This is a genomic window from Terrisporobacter petrolearius, assembly GCF_020748185.1.
GTDB lineage: Bacteria > Bacillota > Clostridia > Peptostreptococcales > Peptostreptococcaceae > Terrisporobacter > Terrisporobacter petrolearius.
In genome coordinates, this window is sequence record NZ_JAHZMO010000005.1 from 41,684 (window position 1) to 61,162 (window position 19,479).

The following is a 19,479-nucleotide window of genomic DNA, read 5'->3' on the forward strand; positions in this document are numbered from 1 at the left end:
CTCTTCTTATATAAAATATATGATTTTAATGAGCACATGTTACTATTAGATAAATATATTTATAGTTTTCAATAATTTATGTATAAAAAACTGTATTTTAATATAAGTATTAATATGAATATTTTTAAGGAGGGATATTATGCCTTTTATAGATAAAACCTCTATCTTAGTTGAAAGTTCTATTAATAAAGGACTAACCTTATTTGAATTTGGTAAAAATATTGTCTCTACTCGTATAGATCCTGATTTAAATAATATAGATTCACGTATATTATTTAACGGAGAGTACTCATTTATAGATATTTGGCTAGATGTAGATGATAAGGATAATATTTATGGTATATTAAATGATAAAAAAGGAAAACTTAAAAATTTAATTATAACTAGTGATGACGTCGATCTTAATACAATTATTAAATATGATTATAAAAATTTTTTTATAAAATTTACTTATATAAAAAAAATAAGTGATGAAAATCATATATTATATTACTCTATAAATAAAAATTTTCCTTACTGTGCGTATATAATTCACTTATATAAATCACCAAATATTTGTAAAAAAACTAGAATTGATTTTATAAATTATAGTATATTAACTAACTTCGTCATCACGTATAGTAATAATATTCCAACCATATTTTACTTTAAACTAGTAAATCATCATGAGGAACTATTTTCATCTACATTTGATAAAAATCTTTATACATGGTCAAGTCCTAAACAAATAACTAATTCTAAAAAAGATAAAATTTATTTATCTGCAATAAAAGATAATAAAAATAACTATCATATAGTTTTTGCAGAAAATAATAAAAATAGGTACTATTGTAAATACATACAAGGAAATTTTATAGAAGATAATTTTAATATTACATCAGAAAAATATATCAGCAAAAATTCCATGTGTGTATTTCCTAATTTAATTTCTACTTATTCAAAAATATATATTCAATGGATTGAGTATTTCGATTTATATACTAGTGAATCTTTAGATTTTGGCAAATCATGGTCAGATCCAAAATTGAATTATTCAGCATCAGATTTTCCTTTTCAAAGATATGAATTTAGATCAAATAATAATATTTATAATACTTCTACTATCTATGCACTGAAAAATCACAGTATTATATTATAAATATATTTTAAAGGAGATAAGTTATGCTTTGTAAGAACTGTGGATTTAATTACGATGAAGAAGATAAATTCTGTCCTAAATGTGGTGGAAAAACAGATGTGAACGATAAAGAAGAAAAAATAATAATTTTTAATTCTGATAATAAAAGTAGTCATGAAGAATATTATAGACGTGGCAAAACAGGCAATAGCATTTATGATGAATTTGCTAATCTAAAGCCTTATTATCAACTAGAATTCACCAAAATAAAAGATAGTGGTGAAACTTATAAAGGTAAGTTTAATTTCTTTCCTTTTTTATTTTCTTGGATTTGGATGCTGACAAAAAAAATGTATGTTGGAGCTGTAGTATATATTATTGTAGTCGGAGCATTAACTAATTATGTTCATGGTGTTTTTTCTTTATTATTTGCAATAGTTATGGGAATTAGGGCTAACTATATGTATTATAATTACTACACTAAGGGTACATATAAACTTTGGTGATTTATTTAAAGCAGTATATGTAAAATTTACATATACTGCTTTTTTTAAGTTAATGACTTTATTATATTTTGAATTACCATGTTAATTTCTTTTTCATCGTTCCACTGCAAATCAGGAAATAAAACAAATCTAGGTATTAAAAATCCCAAAATATTAGTTATAATAATCCTGAAAAAAGTAATCTCATCCACATCTGTAATTTCATTTTTATCCTTTAACCTCTTAGTTAATTTTGTAAATACAGGATATGCATCAACTAAAAATATTTCTTTTATTTCTTCCTTTATATAATCTTGTGATATGATTTCCTGAATAATAATCCTAAATAATGGTGTTTCATCTTTAGCAAATTCATATCTATCTCTTACTATAACCTCAACAAAGCTTTCTAGTGTGCTGTAATCTTTATCTAATACACTAGATATAAATTCTTTTATAATTTTAGGTTTCACAAATCTAATAAATGATGGAATAAATATGGCATCTAACAAATCTTTCTTTGTTTTATATTGTCTAAAAATTGTTCCTTCAGCTACTCCAGCTCTTTTTGCAATTTCTGCGGTTGATACTTTTTCATATCCTTTTTCACTAATAAGCTCTACAGCTGCTACCAAAATATTTTCCTGTTTTTTTGTAAGTTTATTTTCTTTATTACCTTCTTCAATAATATAGTTAATCCATTTACTCATTTTATCACCTTACCAAATTCTATGCTTTTTTAATGTTATTATATTTAGTACTGCAAATACCACTGTAAATCCTATAAGCACTAATAAATCCATACTAATTTGTTGTAAATTATAACCACAAGTCATAACTCCTCTTAAAGCATTACTAGCATAGGTTAATGGCATACATTTTGATAAAATCTGTAGGGGCTCTGCCATATTTCTTATGGAAAATAACCCACAGAAAAACACTTGAGGAACTATAACAATAGGGATAAATTGCATAACTTGAAGTTCATTATGTGCATAAGATGATACAAACATTCCAAAACTTAGAGCACAAAGGGCTATTACGGTGCTTATTAACAAAATAAGGCCTATACTTCCACCATTATATATTTTTAATATACCAATGGAAAAAGCAGATATTATTGCAGATTGGACTATGGTAAATATACCAAAACCAATTAAATATCCAAATACTATCTCATATCTTTTAATTGGAGTTGCTAAAAGCCTTTCTAATGTTCCTGTTGTACGCTCTCTTAAGAAACTTACTCCTGAAATTAAAAATACAAAGAAAAATATGAATAGTCCTATTAAAAGTGGTCCAATATAATCTATTGTACTCATATCACTATCACCAAAATAATTATATGTTTCAATTTCTGTTGAATTTATATCTATAGAATCAATTTTACTAGCAAAATCCTTATTTATAATACTAATCATAGGATTGCTTGCTAAATCTTCTATTATTTTTTTATTATCTTCACCTTTTTTAGTCATATAGTCTTTTACTGCTTCTTGAACATTTTTATTTAACTGATTAATTACAGAATTATCAGCACCATTTAATAAAATATTAAGTTCTTTTTCATCTCCATAAATATATGAATCTAACCCTTTATCTTCAAATTTATCTTCTGCTTCTTTTTTACTCATTATACTTATGTCATTATCTTCATCCATTGATGATAATATATTTTTCACATTAGAATTTTCCACACCTATATTTAATTTAGCATCTTCATCAGTAAAAACAAAACTCATTAACGTTAAAACTAGCATAGGAGCAATAATTAATAATGCTAAAGTTCTTTTATCTCGTAAAAATTGTCTAATTATTCTACAAACCATAGCACTAATCCTCATATACATCACCCCCTAATTTTAAAAATACTTCTTCTAAAGTATTACATTCATTTTCCTTTATTATATTCTCCGGTTCTCCTACACAAATGCATCTTCCATTTCTAAGTAACGCCAGTCTATCACAATAAGATGCTTCATCCATAACGTGAGTAGTAATAAGAATAGTTACTCCATTTTCTTTTAATCTATATAATTCCTGCCAAATTTGTTTTCTAAGTAAAGGATCCATTCCTACTGTAGGCTCATCTAAAATCAATATTTGTGGATTATGAATTAATGATATGGCAAGAGATAACCTTCTTTTCATACCTCCAGAAAAATTACTTACTATTTTTTTTGCATCTGCATTTAAGTTTACTATCCCCAAACATTTTTCAATTCTATTTTTTCTTTCCTTTTTGGGTACCTTATATAATCTGCAATAAAATCTCATATTTTCTTCTGCATTTAAGTCTGTATAAAGAGCATCTGCTTGAGCTGTATATCCTATGCTTTCTATAATTTCGGGATTAGGTACTTTTTTATTAAAAATAAGTATATCTCCTTTATCATTTTTTTCCATACCCATAATGAGCCTTATTAAAGTTGTTTTTCCTGCTCCTGAAGGTCCTAGTAAACAAAATATTTCTCCTTTTTCAATATGAAAAGATACATCTTTCAGCACCTTTTGCTTTTTATATGATTTATTAATATTTTTTATTTTTATACAATAATTATCTCTCATATCCACCCTCCTATAATGAGTGATTACTCACTTTATATTAAGATAACATAATTGATATTCTATAGCAAGAAAAAAGTCTATCTTAAATAGTTAAAAGATAGACCTTAGTATAATTTGATTTTATTCACGAATAAATGTGTCACAAGATGCTGTATTTGCATCTATGCTTACATTGTCAGCAGTACAATTTTTATTTTCATTATATGCACATTTACAAGCTTCGCAGCTTATGTTGTAAGTATTTGTTTTTGCAGAGTTTACACTATTTGTAAAAGAATTAGAATTTCTATCTACATACGAAGAGCAAGTAGTTCCATCAGTTGTAACAGCTTCTGTTCCTCTAATATTTATAGCTCCTGCACTACACTCCATTCGTTGGTTAAAGGCACAATTTGTAGCATTACATTTTAAGTTTGTATTTTGCATTTTTTACCTCCTTAAATATATATCCCTTATTATTACCAATATAAAGAAAAATATTTAAGACACTAAAAAAGACTCAAAAAGGCTGTATAATACCTTATTGAGTCTTTTATTTACTTATTATTTTGAGTAAAATTCTACTATTAGTATTTCGTTTATTTCTATTGGTACCTCATTTCTTTCAGGCATTTTAATAAGTGTACCTGCAAAATTTTCTTCATCCTTTGCTAAATAAGGATATACTACTAGTGATCTTTCTTGGAAGTTAGTTTTAAACATTTCATTGTTTGTAGATTTTTCTCTTAGAGAAACAGTATCCCCTACACTCACTGCACATGAAGGTATATCTACCTTTTTCCCATTAACTAATATATGTCCATGCACAACCATTTGACGAGCTTGTCTTATAGAATTTGCTAGACCTAATCTATAAACTATATTGTCTAATCTACACTCTAACATTTGAATTAATGCTGTACCTGTAGATGCCTTAGATTTTTCTGCTTTTTTGTAGTAATTTCTAAATTGTTTTTCTAGTACTCCATAGTAAGCTCTAAGTCTTTGTTTTTCTAATAACTGTAATCCATAAGGTGAAAGTTTTTTATCTGCTCTAGAAGTTCCTTTCACTGCTCTGTCCATCGCTTTAGGATGCCCACACACATTTAGTCCTAGTCTTCTACATTGTTTAAATCTTGGTCCCATCATTTTTGCCATTGCTTTAATCTCCTTAAAAATTATTATTTGCCGCGATAATTTTTAAAGCCAAAATAATTATATCATTCAATAAGGTAATTGTAAATGATTTTCATTAACGTTTAATTAGTTATTTTATATCATTTATACACTTCTCTTATTAAATAGATTTCTACATAGAAAAAGAATCTGGGTGCAGACTCCCAGATTCTTTTTTACAATTAAGAGTAATTTTAAAAGTTAAAAAATCAATAGCAAAATATTTCACATAATATTAAGGTGTTTTTATGGCTTTTATTATAAATTTTTATTTTTCACTAAAAATCTTTTGTTTTTCAACTTTGATTATATTTTACCACAATGATATCATTTTGTAAATGATAATTGTTATCATTTATTTATTTTTGTATTTTTTATTTTTATTTATTGTTTTTTAATTTATTTTTTAATATAATTAAAGTAAGCTTTAACAAAGTTAAAATACATCTTCACTATAAGGAGGATTAGTTATGGATAATATTCCAAAGTGGCTAGAAAATTTAGACGATGAAGATATAAATTTCATTAAAAAATTTATTTTATCCTCAGGGTCTCTTAAGGAAATTGCAGGGATTTATAATGTCACTTATCCTACAGTTAGACTTAGACTTGATAAGCTTATACAAAAAATTGAACTAAATGATAAAACTCCTAGTGAACCATATATTTCACTTATCAAACAATTAGCCCTAAATGATAAATTAGATTTTGATACTGCAAAGCTTTTAATCAACGAATATAAAAAAATAAAGGATGTGAAAAAATAATATGAGCATGTCACCAGTTTTATTAATATCAAATAGCATTCTATTTTTAGCAATATTAATTGGCATAGCTGTTTTACAAATATTTTTATCAAGTAAGGACAATAAAAAATTAGGGTTTGTATTACCATGTATAAATTTTGTAGTTTCAATTTTAGTAGGATTAATTTACCTTTTAAATGCAACTTTACTTGATGTTTCTATATTTATTGGGATTATGATTGTTTTTATAGCTTATAATGTTCCTACAATCATTCTTATGGCAATTTACTATGCTTGCCGTAGTAAGTATAATAAAAAACATGATATAAATAAAATGAATATTCAAGATTTAGATTAATGCTAAATAAAAATAGGCGCCATAATTTCAAACTACGGCGTCTATTTACTATACTTATTTAAAAATATAATATTCCTTTAGAAATTTTAAACTTATAAAAATTTTTCTGCTACTCTATTCCAAAATTCATATCCTTTTAATCTTAATAATTTTAATTTATAATTAGATTTATATATTTTCACTTCTTCAATTTGACTAAACTTATACTGCTTCCCATCTATTACAATAAGAATAGAATTCTCAAAATCATATTCTGGGCTTATTGATATAACTGATGTTGTTGGCAGTATAATACTTGACGTAAATGATCTATATGCGTTTGTGTTCATTGGTGCAATAGGTGTTAGTTGAATTAAATCAAGTTTAGGATCAACTATACTTCCTCCAGCTGAATAATTGTATGCAGTTGAGCCCATTGGTGTTGATATAAGCATACCATCTCCACTAAAATGCTCTATTTTTATTCCATCCACTTGTAAGTCTAAGTGTACTGTTCTTGATTGAGTATTTTTTATTACGATTTCATTAATTGCACTTATGTTTATACTCTTTTTCTTGGTAACTATACTTGCTTCTATGGCATATACTTGCTGTATAGAATATTCTTTATTTATGTATTTATTTATAAATTCATTGATTTTGTCTGGTGAAAGCTCTGCAAAAAAACCTAAATGACCAGTGTTTATAGCTATTACTGGAACTTCAGCAAAGTCAAATTTATGTATTGTCTTTAAAAATGATCCATCTCCTCCTATTGATATCAACAACTCTGTTTCTTTTTCTATTTCTTCGCTTACTTTAAAACCTGCTTTAGTTAATTCCTTCACTAAAATTCCTTTAGTTTCTATTGATTTTGGTAAATCATTATAAGAAATTGTAATTACGCCTTTCATTTCATTTCCTTCCTAAATCTGATTATAATCTTATTTTATATTTATCTACTCATAAAAATCTAATTAAAATTTGTTGATAATATGGTAAATAATATTATAACCTAATTTAAGTATTTTCACTAATTCTTCTTACTTATAAAGTATATTTGTTATTTTATTATTGTAAAATTCAACATATTTTAGTTGTAAAAGCAACTATATTATCATATAATAAAATTATAGTTGTAAAAGCAACTACATTAAAATAAATAAGGAGATGAATATGTTTGAACATAAAGCTGTAGGATTAAATATTTTTATAATTGATAAGTACTTTAAAATGTACCTAAAAAAATCACTTAAAAAGCATGATTTAAATACTGCTGAAGGGTTAGTTTTACTCGTTTTTTTAAAGCATAATAATAAAATGTCACAAGATGATCTTGATGAAATTCATAGTAGTAAAGAAGGAAAAACACAAGACGAAATTATATCAGAGCTACACTATGACAAAGGTGTTATGACAAGGACTATGCAGTCACTTGAAGATAAGAAATATGTTACAAGAAAAAATAACCCAGAAGATAGTAGATCATACATTTTTGAATTAACAGAAAAAGCTATTCATTTAAGACCTGAATTATTAAAAATTTTAAGTGGATGGAATAGCATCTTATTACAAGGAATCGACAAAGAGTTAGCAGATTTAATAAAGTCTCAACTTGATAAAATGGTTGAAAATATAATTGATTCTGATAAAATTTAAAAATTACTTCAATTGAGTAACTACATAGTTGATTACTTCATGGAATTAAGGATTTGTCTTTGCTCAAAAATTAGGAGGGAAATAACTATGACTAAAACAAAAAAAGACTCAAAATATATTTTAGTTATGATAATTTATTTAGCTGGAATATTTATGGGAGCAATTGATACTGGAATTGTTACTCCAGCTAGAACAGTAATACAAAATAATTTAGGTGTAAATGATCAAACAGGAATATGGATGATAACAATTTATACCTTGGCCTATGCAGTAAGTATACCTATTATGGGAAAACTAGCAGACAAATATGGTAGAAAATATATTTATCTCACTAGTATTTTCTTATTCGGTATTGGTTCCCTATTTTGTGGATTGTCACAAGACCTAGGAAGTTTTAATTTATTACTTATAGCAAGAGTTGTTCAAGCCTTAGGTGGTGGTGGTATTTTACCTGTAGCTACTGCTGAGTTTGGAACTACTTTTCCTGAGGAAAAGCGCGGTCTAGCATTAGGGCTTGTAGGTGGTGTCTATGGAATTGCCAATATATTTGGAGCATCTGCTGGAAGTGCCATATTAGACATATTTGGAACTAACAATTGGCAATTTATATTCTATATCAATATACCTATTACAATTTTCATATTATTTGCAGGATTTACCACACTAAAAAATACAAAAGTACCTGACACAAGTAAAATTGACTTTTCAGGTATATTTATATTAACAATTATGATTTTATCCCTTTTATATAGTTTGAAAAATTTAGACTTTTTTAATATATCTTCTACTATTACTAATACAGACGTATTACCTTTTTTAATAATATTTTTAGTGCTTATTCCATTATTTATTTTTATTGAAAAAAAAGCAGAAGATCCTGTAATGAACTTAAATTATTTTACTGATAAAAACATTGTTTTAACTTTATTAATTTCCATGCTAACTGGAGTTATTATTATGGGAATGATTTTCGTTCCTCAATTTTGTGAAAACACAATGAAGATTGCTACTGGTAGCGGTGGTTATTTTGTAATAATATTAGGAGTTTTTGCAGGAGTTGGAGCTCCTGTATCTGGTAAATTAATTGATAAATTTGGAGCAAAACTAATTTTAGGATTTGGTTTTCTTATTTCAATAGTAGGTTCTTTGTTCTTATCAATTGTAGCTACTTCACATCCATCAACGTTGACTGTTGTTATTAGTTTAATCCTAATTGGTGTAGGTGTTGGATTTACTATGGGAACTCCATTAAATTATATGATGTTGTCTCATACTAAAGAAAGTGAATCAAACTCTGCTCTTGCAACACTTTCACTAGTTCGTTCCTTAGGTACTGCTGTAGCCCCAGCTATTATGGTAGGTTTTATTGCTCATGCTGGCTCTAATATTCAAGGCGAAATAATGAAAGATTTACCTGATACAATAACTATTCCAAAATTGCCTTATGCTGATGAAATAACTAAAGAATTTAATGAGTTAAAATCAAATCCTCAAATGAAAGATAAACTAAAAAATATGGATATTCCTAACCTTACGTCTATGGAAACAATGAAAATTGATTTTGATAATAATGATTCTGACTATAAAGTTCCTGATGATGTAGTTGAACTGATGAAAACTTCTGACGTTACTACTATAACTAACAACTCTAAAATCATGGCAAAAACTATGTTTGGTGAAATGACTCCATCAGTAATTAAAGATATACAAAATAATGTTCAAAAAGGAATTAATGGTATAGACAAAGGTGTTGTATCAATGGAAAATTCTATTTCAAAATTAAATGATGGGTACAACAAATTAAATACTGCTTATACGAAGGTGAATGCTGGTTATAATAAATTAAATTCTGCTTATACTCAAGTAAATTCTGCTTATATTAAAATGAACCAATCATATATTAAAGCAAATAATGCTATGAAGCTAGCAATGAAAAATGTTGATAATAAACAAGCAAATATGAATAATACAACTTATAATCCTAACAAAACGCCGTAGAATCCAACACTTTAAGTACTAAAACTACGAAAAACAATAGTAATAACTCTCATAGTGATAATAAAGGTATTGCAGATAATAGCTATCATAATATGAATCAAATGGGTGGTAATACTGCTTCAATGGCAGCTAAACTTAAGGCTATGAAAGCTCAAGTAGATACTATGAAAACAAAAGTAAATACTATGAAGTCTCAAGTTGACACTATGAAAATACAGGCTACCAACATGAAATCTCAACTTGAATCCATGAAAACTGCATTAACATCAATGGAGGAAACATTAAGTTCTATGAAATCTTTAGAAGATAAAATGATTATTTTAAAGAAATCTATACCTAATGCTTTTGATGAAGGTGAAAAATCTTATCTTAAAGAAATTGACAACAGAGGTGATCAAATTGAAAATACATTCCAAAAAAATCTTAACATAGGATTTAAAAATGTTTATTTAACAACAGGTATTGCATCTATTATAGGATTATTATTATTATTTTTTTATAAAAATAAACCTGTAATTAACAATAAAAAATCTAGTTAACTGTTACTATTTGTTTCTTTTCCTAGTTCATATAGTTACTATTAATTTACAACCAAACTATTTTTTATCTACACCCTGTTAATTATACTCAAAAGTAAGATACAATAAAGTTTTCATTATAAAAGTAGGATTCCTAATCCAACAGGAATCCTACTTTTATCTTATTATACGAAATCAATATTTTTTGTAGCAATAAGATCTACTCCCAAGTTTAAAATATTAGGTTTTATCACATCACCTATTTTTACAGGTGCATCAACTTTAGTATTTTTAACCTCATTCATCACATCAAATATTTTGTTTTTTGGTATGCTGTTACTTAGTCTAACGCTTACAATCTCCAAATCACCATTTATCACTTTAACAGAAGTAGCTATATTTCTTTGAGGATTAGTTAGTTCTTGATTTACATATTCTTTTCCCTTTTTACAAGTAGCTCCTTCAATTTTAATTATTTTATCATTGTCTAAGTCTACCTCTATTTCACAACCATTTGGGCAAACTATGCAAGTAAATATTTTTCTCATTTTACTACCACCTTCAAATCTGATTTAGATTTTATATTCTCCCTATTAATTTTAATTTGAATCATTTCTGCTGGAATAGCTTTTTTCATTTTTATAGTTCTTACAATATTATCATCTTGCAATATTTCTATTACAGCATCTTTAATCGGTTTTCTAACTCTCATAGACAAAACAAAATCATTCTCTCCACTAATTTTTTGAGGTATTGTATGGCTTATATTATTATCTTTTATTATATTCATTTCACACTTTGGAAGCTTGTTATTATTTATATAATTTGTTACAGATGTAGCCAGTCTTTCCCCTTCCAAAGAAACAAAGTCAACTAAATCATGAACATGAAGAACATTTCCTGCTACAAAAATTCCATCTACACTTGTTTCATAATTTTCATTTACAATAGGTCCCTTTGTGTTATTATCTAACTCAACTCCAGCTTTTAAAGATAATTCATTTTCTGGAATTAAGCCTACAGATAAAATTAAGGTATCGCAGTCGTAATTTTTTTGTGTACCTTCAATTATTTGCATATTTTCATCTACTTCACTTACGCTTATGCCTTCAATTCTTGATTTACCTTTAATCTTAGTAACAGTATGACTTAAATACAGAGGAATATTGTAATCATCTAAGCATTGAGAAATATTTCTAGGAAGTCCACTTGCATAAGGAAGTATCTCAAATACAGCTTCCACCTTTGCACCTTCTAAAGTCATACGTCTTGCCATTATTAAACCTATATCGCCAGAACCTAAAATAATAACTTTTTTGCCTACCATAGTATTTTGTAAATTTATATAAGATTGAGCCACTCCTGCAGTATATACTCCCGCCGGTCTACTACCAGGTATGCTTATAGCACCCCTAGTCCTTTCTCTGCATCCCATTGTCAAAATAACAGCTTTAGCCTCATACTCTAATAGTCCATTCTTATTTACAGCAATTACTTTTTTATCATGAGTTAAATCTATAACAGTAGTATCCACAATACACTCAATATTTTTTTGTCTTGCTTCATCAATAAACCTTTGTGCATATTCTGGCCCACTTAAAGTTTCTTTAAATCTAGTTAATCCAAAGCCATCATGAATACATTGTCGAAGGATTCCTCCTAACTTTTTCTCTCTTTCAATTATTACTATATCTTCTATTCCACATTCTTTTAGTTTTACTGCAGCTGCTAAACCTGCTGGTCCTCCACCAATTATTATTACATCTTTTTTTATAGCCATTATACTCTCACCTTCCCAACAAACATATTTGAATCTTTTCTACAGTAGAGTATTTCTTCTTCATTTTTGTTCTTTTCTTCTTTTATTAAATTTGCTATTCTTGTTTGACAATAGCCACCTTGGCATCTTCCCATCATGGCACGAGTTCTGTATTTTATTCCTGTTACAGTATCCACTCCCAAAGGATTATTAATAGCCTCTAATATTTCAGCCTTTGTTATAGTTTCGCATCTACAGATTACTTCTCCGTAATTTTCATCTTCTTCAATCAATTTTCTTTTCATTTCTAAAGGTTGATCGTTGAAACATGTAATTCCTTTTCTATATTTATTAAAATGTGGATTTTCTTTAAGAGATTCTTTTTGTGACAATAAACTCACTACATATTTTGCAATGGGAACTGCACTTGTAAGTCCAGGTGATTCTATTCCTGTTAAGTTTATTAAATTTGGTATATCCTCTCTTAATTCTATTTTAAAGTCATCATATCCACCTTGATCTTTCCCTACTAATTTAGGTCTGATTCCTGAGAAGTTCCTTATAAAATGTTCTTTTTTAATATGAGGAAAAATCCTTCCTCCATCTTTTATTAATAAATCCATAACATCTTTTGTTACAGAATAATTATCTTTTTCACCTATATATTCGCTACTCGGTCCAATAAATACATTCCCATCAATCGAAGGCGTTAAATGTATTCCAAGCCCTCCTGCCTTAGGGTTTGGCACTGGATATGCAGGCATATTTAAAAATTGTCCTGCCTTTTGATCTAATATGAAATATTCTCCTCTACAAGGATGTATAGTGTATTCTTTAATACCCAACATTTTACCGACTTTGTCACTATTTAATCCTGCAGAGTTTATAATCCATCTAGATTTATAAGTTCCTTTACTTGTTTTAATTTCATAAATCTCTTTATCTTCACATATTTCTTTTTTTATATTCAAAACTTCATTGCCTAGGAAATAATTCACTCCATTTTCAACAGCATTTTCTGCCATGGCAATAGTATAAATAAATGGATTTAAAATTCCAGTACTTGGAGAATATAATGCAAATTCCCCTTCTATAAAAGGTGATAATTCTTTAATCCTATCTTTATTTATAATCTCTAGTCCAAAAACATTGTTTGCTTCACCTTGCTCTTTCATTTTTATTAGCTTCTCTTTATCATCATTGGTAAAACCAACTACTAGTTTTCCGCTTCTTTTAAAAGGGATATCAAGTTCATTAGCAACTTCATCAAATTTTTGATTTCCTTCTACACAAAATTTTGCCATTAAAGTGCCTGGTTTGTTATTAAATCCTGCATGTAAAACCCCAGAATTTCTTCCACTAGTTTCACAGCATACATCTAACTCTTTTTCTAATACACAGGTACTTAAATTATACTTTGAAAACTCCCTCGCAATGGAACTTCCTACAACTCCTCCTCCAATAATTGCAATGTCATATGTATTCTTCACTTTTTTCCCCCCATTTTTAACTTATTGATATAAGTGTATCACAATTTTATTTTTAGTCTTTATAGTTTGTGTAATTTTTATATATTAGAAAAGTAGTTTGTTTTAATCACATTATCAATTAAATTTATTTTCCTTGATAAAACATAATATCATTACTACAATTAACTATATATTCAGATTAATTATTTTATAATTTCAAGGTGGGACAGTATATTATGAAAAAGTTTAAAAAATTTTTATTATCAATTCTAGTTGTAATCTTAATTTCAGGCATTAGTATTGGTACTTTTATTGGTAATTTACTTTTTAATGCAGTGATTAGCGCCAGTTCTCCTAAAAATGCAATTTATGCTGACTATACATATAAAAGCTCTTATGATAACGAAAACTGGTTAATAAAAAAGTCTAATTATAAAGATAAATATATAACTTCTTTTGACAACTTAAAATTGCATTCATATGTAGTTAAACAACCTAAAAAAACATCAAAGTGGGCTATTGTTGTTCATGGATATGGAGAAGAAGGAAAATTTATTAGTAGAAAAGCTCTCCACTTTTACGAGATGGGCTATAATGTTCTAATACCAGATTTAAGAGGTAATGGACAAAGCCAAGGAAGTTACATAGGAATGGGTTGGGATGATAGAATAGACATAATTGATTGGACTAACAGTATAATAAAGGATGACAGTAAATCTGAAATAGTACTTTACGGTACATCTATGGGCGGTGCCACTGTTTTAATGGCTTCTGGTGAAGATTTGCCATCCAACGTTAAAGCTATAATCTCTGATTGTGCTTACACATGTGTATACGATATTTTTGATTATGAAATAGCAAGCTATTCTAATTCTTCCTCTTTTCCCATAATTGATTTTACTAATATGGTAACTTTAATAAGAGCTGGATATTCTTTAAAAAATGCCTCTGCCATTGATTCAGTAAAAAAATCAAAAACGCCTATTCTTTATCTTCATGGTGATAAGGATAAATTTGTTCCTATCTCTATGATGAATGAACTGTACAATGCCACTAGCTCTGAAAAGGAAAAAGTAAGTATAAAAGATGGTCAACACAGTAATTCAGATTTGGCTCAACCTAAATTTTATTGGTCAACTATTAGTGAGTTTTTAAAAGAATATATTAAATAATAAATACATAAGCAAATAGCAAAAGTAAATTTCATAGTACTAAAAAGGAACTGTTATATTAAATTAATACAACAGTTCCTTTTGCTATTTATTTATATTTTCTCTTATATTCTTACCTTCATGTTGCATTTTTACCCCTGTCTCCATTTGTACATTCATATCTTTGACAGGAATATCATCATATCCATCTCCCATAATTGTTATAGGGTAAACAATATTCTTAATTTTAGTTCCAGGTTTAATTACTTTAGGTAGATTATATGCGTATTCACTATGTATAATCTCAGAATCCATGCCATCTTCTATATAAAATTCATTTTACCCTCCATTTACCAACCCCATTATATTTTAACTTTATAATGATATTTTTTCTAATAAATTTAGAAGTACTTCTTCTGTACCTTTTATACCCTCTTCCTTACTCCTAACAAATTGTCCTTTTATATCATCATGATTTATATCTCCATGCTTAAGTACATAGGCATTATCTGTTATATTTAACATTCCCATGTCCATATTAGAATCCCCTATAACAGCAAAATTTTTTATGTTTTCAATTTTGCAAATATACTTAATTGCACCTTCTTTTGTAATTCCTTTTGGTAGAAAATATATTTTTCTCCCACTAATATAATGAATCCAATTTTTATTGTTTAATATACCTATATAATTATATAAACTCATTATGTCAAATTCTTTAAAGTCTACAACTATATAAAAAAATAAATTTTCTGCTACTCTAAAATTAGTAACACCATTCATTTTTGTATATGGTTCAAATAAATCTAACATTACATCAATAGATTCAGATGATTTTTTTATTTTTTTTACTTCTTCCTGCCAACTTAAAAGTGGTCTATTATTTTTTAATATACATCCTCCATTACTAGTAATTGCATAGTCAAAATTTATATTATATTTATTAAAGTTAATTCTTTGAAACTGTTCTCTTGTTCTTGTTGTAGTTGGTATAAATAAAGTATTATCATTTATTGTTTTTAAAACTTCCATTGTTTTTAAAGACACGTAAGATATCTCTTTATTATCTTTTTCTTCTATACATTCATAAGAGCTTTCACTTATGTCTTTTAAAAACTTATTTGAATAAATTATGCTTCTATCTAAATCCGAAAAAATAACCATTTTATACATCCTTCATGTTTTTTATTATTCCACAACAACTATATCCTTTTAAAGGAACTTCTTCTATTGGAACATCTTTTTCTTTTGCAAGAACAAATATATGATCTAAGTTTTTATCATTTATATCTTTTACTAGTATTTTGTATGGGATTCTTCTAAGTAAAACTCTAGTAGTTTCACCTACTCCTGGTTTTATAAAATTTATATCCTTTATGTTATATCTTTCTTTTATTATTTTAACATCTTCATCAGCAAGTTTTGTTATTATATCTTCTTTCCAATATTTTATTTGATTTTCTATATTTTCATATTGGTTTTTAAAGCAATCACAGATTGTATCAAGATATTTTATAGATTCATCATGTTTTTTTAATTCTTTGTAGTACTTAGCTCCATGAAAATCATTTTCACCTATTATATCTTTTCTAAGGACAGTTCTGCTTATAAGACCTGAAACAGTTGAATTTAAACATGCACTTGGAATTAGGAAATCTTCCCTAACACCATATAATCCAGAATACCCAGCAGGGTCCGCTAGTACTGCTAAAGTAGAATCAAACTCCACATTATATTTTAATCTTAAATCTTCACAAGCTTTGTCTAATTCCTTGCAAATAGTGCCTTTTCCTGTCCATCCATCTATAAATTGAATCTTTGAGTTAGGATGCACTTTTAATATATGGTCAATTGCATTCATATCAATTCCTTTATCTCTTATTATTGATATAGAATAATGAGGAAGGTTCCTATTATATTTTTCTTTTATGTATCTTTTAGCTAAAATTCCTATGGGAATTCCAGCCCTTGCTAAAGATACTAAAACTAGATCAGATCCATTTTTCTTCACTATTTTTTCACTCATTACTCCTACTGCAAAAGCTAATTTATCCTTTGTACCTTTTAGTTTTTCATAATATAAATTCAAATATTTTTCACTTACATTATATTCAATAGGTATCATTTCTGAGTAATGAGTCCCTCTTTGAATTTTCATTTCTCTTTCTTTATTACCTTCTTCTTTTATTAAATTAGAAATATCTTTTAATAAAAAAATCACATCATCTTTTGAATATGTGCCAAATTCCCCCATAGGTCTCTCCTTTTAACAGCAAACTATATTTAATTTTTCTATTGAAGTTTGTTTAAATATATTAATTATTTCTTCAAAAACTTTTTTATCTTCGTTAAACTCTACAAATAAAAAACATTCCTTATAATCTTTTTTATCTATATTATATAAGTAGTTTTTCACCTTTTTATTATAAAGACTATTTAACTCAAATTTAGATTTGATTGGGTAGTCATTTTTATCAATATTAATTATTGGGCTTCTTGTTGTTGAATAATAATATATATTTCCCTGGCAGTATTTTGCAAATAACATAGGTATATACATAAATTCTTCCGTTCCTAAAAATAGTACCTCTACATTTTTATCTTCTATGCTAAGCTTCTTAGACTCTTTTTTTACTATGTCCTTTAACTTTTTTTGTTCTATTTTATTAATCCCAAATCTGCCCGTATATTTCACATACCTTTGTTCTCCGATATAATCATCCATATCTAGTTTTATATAATTTATTTGAAGATTTTTATCTTTATCTTCAATAAATTTATCATTTTTAATTTTATCATCATTTATATTTAAATCATTTAATTTAAATTCAAATTCACCTTTAAATAAATATACAAATTCTATAGAGCAGTTTAGATCTTTCTCCAATTGTTCTATTCTTTTTAAGTTTTCACCTTCCACCCAGTTTAATATAGAACATATTGTATATCTTTTCTTTGGATATAATTTATGTATTTTTTTAATAAGATTTATACAAGTATTTGCCGTAGTTACTTCATCATCTACAAGTACAATTTCTTCTCCAAATTCAAAGTTTTTCATTTTATTAAAATAAAGATTATGATTAGTAGCATGAGAATGTTCCTCTAAAAAATCTAAGCTTTCAAAGTCTGTCACATTTTCCCTAGTTGTATGTAAAAATTCATAGTCATTTTCCATATAATTAAATACACTATGCCCTATGGCAGTTCCTGTCTCTGCAAAAGAAATTACAACTCCGCTAGACGGATTTCTTTTTTTATTATAAGCCTTTACTATTAATTTTCCTAAGTTATCCATATCTTTTGCTCTGCAAGCAATATGCTTACCGAGCACTTTAGACACAAATAAAAATCTTCTTTTTTCATTATTTCTTACTGCTATTTCTAGAAATTCTTCTAGATTTAAGCCTAACACATTTTCTTTAATTTCTATATTACAGTTAAAATTTAAGTAAGTCATTATAGTCTATCCCCTCATTTAATACTCCATATATTCTAGATAACATGATGATTTTTTTAGCCCATAATAAATGAGGATTAATTTCATTCATACGCTGACCAGATATACTTCTACTAACACCGAATTTACTCTCTGTACTTTCTAAAATCATCTTTGCATCCATATAATCCTCATAACTTACTGCACAAAGCGCTTGTACTATTGCTACTTGATTTGGATGTATTACTGTTTTTCCAACTAATCCATGGAATTTATCTAACAATATTTCTTTAACATATTCTTCTTTAATTTTTTCATTACCTATATCATAAAATTCTGACACACCACCACTAATAGGTATATCTAGTTCTTCCCTAGATAAGTATGTAATAATATCATTGATAAAGTTAGTACAAATAATATTTTCATATATGGAAAAATTTTTGCTTCTTCTTATTCCAAAAATACCAAGAATATCTGTTATACCCATTCTAATATTAAGTATTCTTGATTTATGTTTAACCAAAGTATTATATAAATCTAAAAATGATTCTTCTTTACTTTCTTTGTATATAAATTCTTTACTTTCAATTATAGGTAGCAAGTAAATTTTATCTAGGTTTATAGTATCTAATACTCCAATACATTTTTCGATAATAATACTATTTGCTTTTGGAACAAGAATCCCTGTTAACATCTCTTTGTTTTCATAAATAATGTTTTTTATTTTTTCTAGTTGTGAATGATTTTTTATTCTAATAAAAATAAGTGGCCTTTCACTATTTTTTATTTCTTTTTTTATATTGTTTAGTACTAAGGATAAATTTTGAATTGCTTCTTCCTCTCCATTTGTGCCTATTGCGTCTTCTAAACATATAGCCAAGGGTCTAGAACATTTTACATTGCCCATAATATTTTTATACATCATATTATACTGAGTGGCTGGTATATATAAAAAAGCTCCTAGAGCATACTTCAATATACTTATATCTGTATTTTTATTAAATTCTTCTGGTTCTTTAAAAAATAGTCTATTTATATCTTTTTTATCTATAAAATCAAAGTATCTCAATTTTCA

General features: G+C 27.0%; 22 protein-coding genes. 8 read left to right on the forward strand and 14 right to left on the reverse strand.

Going from position 1 to position 19,479, the window contains the following annotated elements:
* The first annotated feature begins 139 nt into the window (after nt 1–139).
* Both K0040_RS04625 and K0040_RS04630 read left to right on the forward strand, forming a co-directional pair.
* The gene (locus K0040_RS04625) at nt 140–1,138 is read left to right on the forward strand and encodes a hypothetical protein (RefSeq protein ID WP_228107773.1); all 999 of its coding nucleotides are present in this window, start codon (nt 140–142) and stop codon (nt 1,136–1,138) included.
* 23 nt (nt 1,139–1,161) lie between these two features.
* Complete coding sequence (locus tag K0040_RS04630; protein ID WP_228107774.1) at nt 1,162–1,623, forward strand: hypothetical protein; 462 nt, start codon at nt 1,162–1,164, stop codon at nt 1,621–1,623.
* 44 nt (nt 1,624–1,667) lie between these two features.
* On the opposite strand, the gene K0040_RS04635 is transcribed toward K0040_RS04630, so the two are convergent.
* From K0040_RS04635 to rpsD, 5 genes are all read right to left on the reverse strand, one after another.
* Nucleotides 1,668–2,312, reverse strand: coding sequence for a TetR/AcrR family transcriptional regulator (locus K0040_RS04635; RefSeq protein ID WP_228107775.1), 645 nt, complete (start codon nt 2,310–2,312; stop codon nt 1,668–1,670).
* A 9-nt stretch (nt 2,313–2,321) separates the two neighbouring features.
* Nucleotides 2,322–3,446 (reverse strand): ABC transporter permease, encoded by a 1,125-nt coding sequence (locus K0040_RS04640; RefSeq protein ID WP_228107776.1) that lies wholly within the window; start codon nt 3,444–3,446, stop codon nt 2,322–2,324.
* Entirely contained in the window at nt 3,436–4,170 is a 735-nt protein-coding gene (locus K0040_RS04645) for an ABC transporter ATP-binding protein (protein ID WP_228107777.1), read from the reverse strand. Before K0040_RS04645 ends, K0040_RS04640 begins: the two co-directional genes overlap by 11 nt.
* A gap of 120 nt (nt 4,171–4,290) precedes the next feature.
* Complete coding sequence (locus K0040_RS04650; protein WP_228107778.1) at nt 4,291–4,596, reverse strand: DUF1540 domain-containing protein; 306 nt, start codon at nt 4,594–4,596, stop codon at nt 4,291–4,293.
* Between the two features lie 117 nt (nt 4,597–4,713).
* Nucleotides 4,714–5,307, reverse strand: coding sequence for a 30S ribosomal protein S4 (rpsD, locus tag K0040_RS04655; protein ID WP_228107779.1), 594 nt, complete (start codon nt 5,305–5,307; stop codon nt 4,714–4,716).
* A gap of 488 nt (nt 5,308–5,795) precedes the next feature.
* Here rpsD and K0040_RS04660 point away from each other — a divergent pair, with 488 nt between their 5' ends.
* Both K0040_RS04660 and K0040_RS04665 read left to right on the forward strand, forming a co-directional pair.
* A complete protein-coding gene (locus K0040_RS04660; RefSeq protein WP_228107780.1) occupies nt 5,796–6,092 on the forward strand; it encodes a DUF2089 family protein in 297 nt (98 codons plus the stop codon).
* Between the two features lies 1 nt (nt 6,093).
* Nucleotides 6,094–6,429 (forward strand): hypothetical protein, encoded by a 336-nt coding sequence (locus tag K0040_RS04665; protein ID WP_228107781.1) that lies wholly within the window; start codon nt 6,094–6,096, stop codon nt 6,427–6,429.
* A gap of 92 nt (nt 6,430–6,521) precedes the next feature.
* On the opposite strand, the gene K0040_RS04670 is transcribed toward K0040_RS04665, so the two are convergent.
* The gene (locus K0040_RS04670) at nt 6,522–7,322 is read right to left on the reverse strand and encodes an NAD(+)/NADH kinase (protein ID WP_228107782.1); all 801 of its coding nucleotides are present in this window, start codon (nt 7,320–7,322) and stop codon (nt 6,522–6,524) included.
* Nucleotides 7,323–7,584: 262 nt separating this feature from the next.
* Here K0040_RS04670 and K0040_RS04675 point away from each other — a divergent pair, with 262 nt between their 5' ends.
* The 3 genes from K0040_RS04675 (at nt 7,585) to K0040_RS04685 (ending at nt 10,604) form a co-directional block, all read left to right on the forward strand.
* Nucleotides 7,585–8,067: a MarR family winged helix-turn-helix transcriptional regulator gene (locus K0040_RS04675; RefSeq protein WP_228107783.1), complete on the forward strand. Its 483-nt coding sequence runs from the start codon at nt 7,585–7,587 to the stop codon at nt 8,065–8,067.
* Nucleotides 8,068–8,154: 87 nt separating this feature from the next.
* Nucleotides 8,155–10,065, forward strand: coding sequence for an MFS transporter (locus tag K0040_RS04680; RefSeq protein ID WP_228107784.1), 1,911 nt, complete (start codon nt 8,155–8,157; stop codon nt 10,063–10,065).
* A 92-nt stretch (nt 10,066–10,157) separates the two neighbouring features.
* Entirely contained in the window at nt 10,158–10,604 is a 447-nt protein-coding gene (locus K0040_RS04685; protein WP_228107785.1) for a hypothetical protein, read from the forward strand.
* A 164-nt stretch (nt 10,605–10,768) separates the two neighbouring features.
* On the opposite strand, the gene K0040_RS04690 is transcribed toward K0040_RS04685, so the two are convergent.
* From K0040_RS04690 to K0040_RS04700, 3 genes are read right to left on the reverse strand one after another with little or no spacing between them, the layout of a single operon-like run.
* Complete coding sequence (locus K0040_RS04690) at nt 10,769–11,131, reverse strand: DUF1667 domain-containing protein (protein ID WP_228107786.1); 363 nt, start codon at nt 11,129–11,131, stop codon at nt 10,769–10,771.
* Nucleotides 11,128–12,363: an NAD(P)/FAD-dependent oxidoreductase gene (locus tag K0040_RS04695; protein WP_265588806.1), complete on the reverse strand. Its 1,236-nt coding sequence runs from the start codon at nt 12,361–12,363 to the stop codon at nt 11,128–11,130. The genes K0040_RS04690 and K0040_RS04695 overlap by 4 nt, the downstream gene beginning before the upstream one ends.
* Nucleotides 12,363–13,832, reverse strand: coding sequence for an NAD(P)/FAD-dependent oxidoreductase (locus tag K0040_RS04700; protein ID WP_228107787.1), 1,470 nt, complete (start codon nt 13,830–13,832; stop codon nt 12,363–12,365). Before K0040_RS04700 ends, K0040_RS04695 begins: the two co-directional genes overlap by 1 nt.
* Nucleotides 13,833–14,047: 215 nt before the next feature.
* Between K0040_RS04700 and K0040_RS04705 the strand changes: the two genes are divergently transcribed.
* Nucleotides 14,048–14,983: an alpha/beta hydrolase gene (locus tag K0040_RS04705; RefSeq protein ID WP_228107788.1), complete on the forward strand. Its 936-nt coding sequence runs from the start codon at nt 14,048–14,050 to the stop codon at nt 14,981–14,983.
* A gap of 84 nt (nt 14,984–15,067) precedes the next feature.
* Here K0040_RS04705 and K0040_RS04710 read toward each other — a convergent pair whose 3' ends face one another.
* From K0040_RS04710 to K0040_RS04730, 5 genes are read right to left on the reverse strand one after another with little or no spacing between them, the layout of a single operon-like run.
* Nucleotides 15,068–15,277: a hypothetical protein gene (locus tag K0040_RS04710; protein WP_228107789.1), complete on the reverse strand. Its 210-nt coding sequence runs from the start codon at nt 15,275–15,277 to the stop codon at nt 15,068–15,070.
* A gap of 60 nt (nt 15,278–15,337) precedes the next feature.
* Entirely contained in the window at nt 15,338–16,126 is a 789-nt protein-coding gene (locus tag K0040_RS04715; protein ID WP_228107790.1) for an HAD hydrolase family protein, read from the reverse strand.
* A gap of 1 nt (nt 16,127) precedes the next feature.
* Complete coding sequence (locus K0040_RS04720; RefSeq protein WP_228107791.1) at nt 16,128–17,216, reverse strand: cysteine protease StiP family protein; 1,089 nt, start codon at nt 17,214–17,216, stop codon at nt 16,128–16,130.
* A 12-nt stretch (nt 17,217–17,228) separates the two neighbouring features.
* Nucleotides 17,229–18,422, reverse strand: a complete 1,194-nt coding sequence (locus K0040_RS04725) for a phosphoribosyltransferase family protein (RefSeq protein WP_228107792.1) — start codon at nt 18,420–18,422, stop codon at nt 17,229–17,231.
* Nucleotides 18,403–19,473 carry an HpcH/HpaI aldolase/citrate lyase family protein gene (locus K0040_RS04730; RefSeq protein WP_228107793.1) on the reverse strand — a complete coding sequence of 357 codons (1,071 nt, stop codon included), beginning with the start codon at nt 19,471–19,473 and terminating at the stop codon, nt 18,403–18,405. The genes K0040_RS04725 and K0040_RS04730 overlap by 20 nt, the downstream gene beginning before the upstream one ends.
* Between the last annotated feature and the right edge of the window lie 6 nt (nt 19,474–19,479).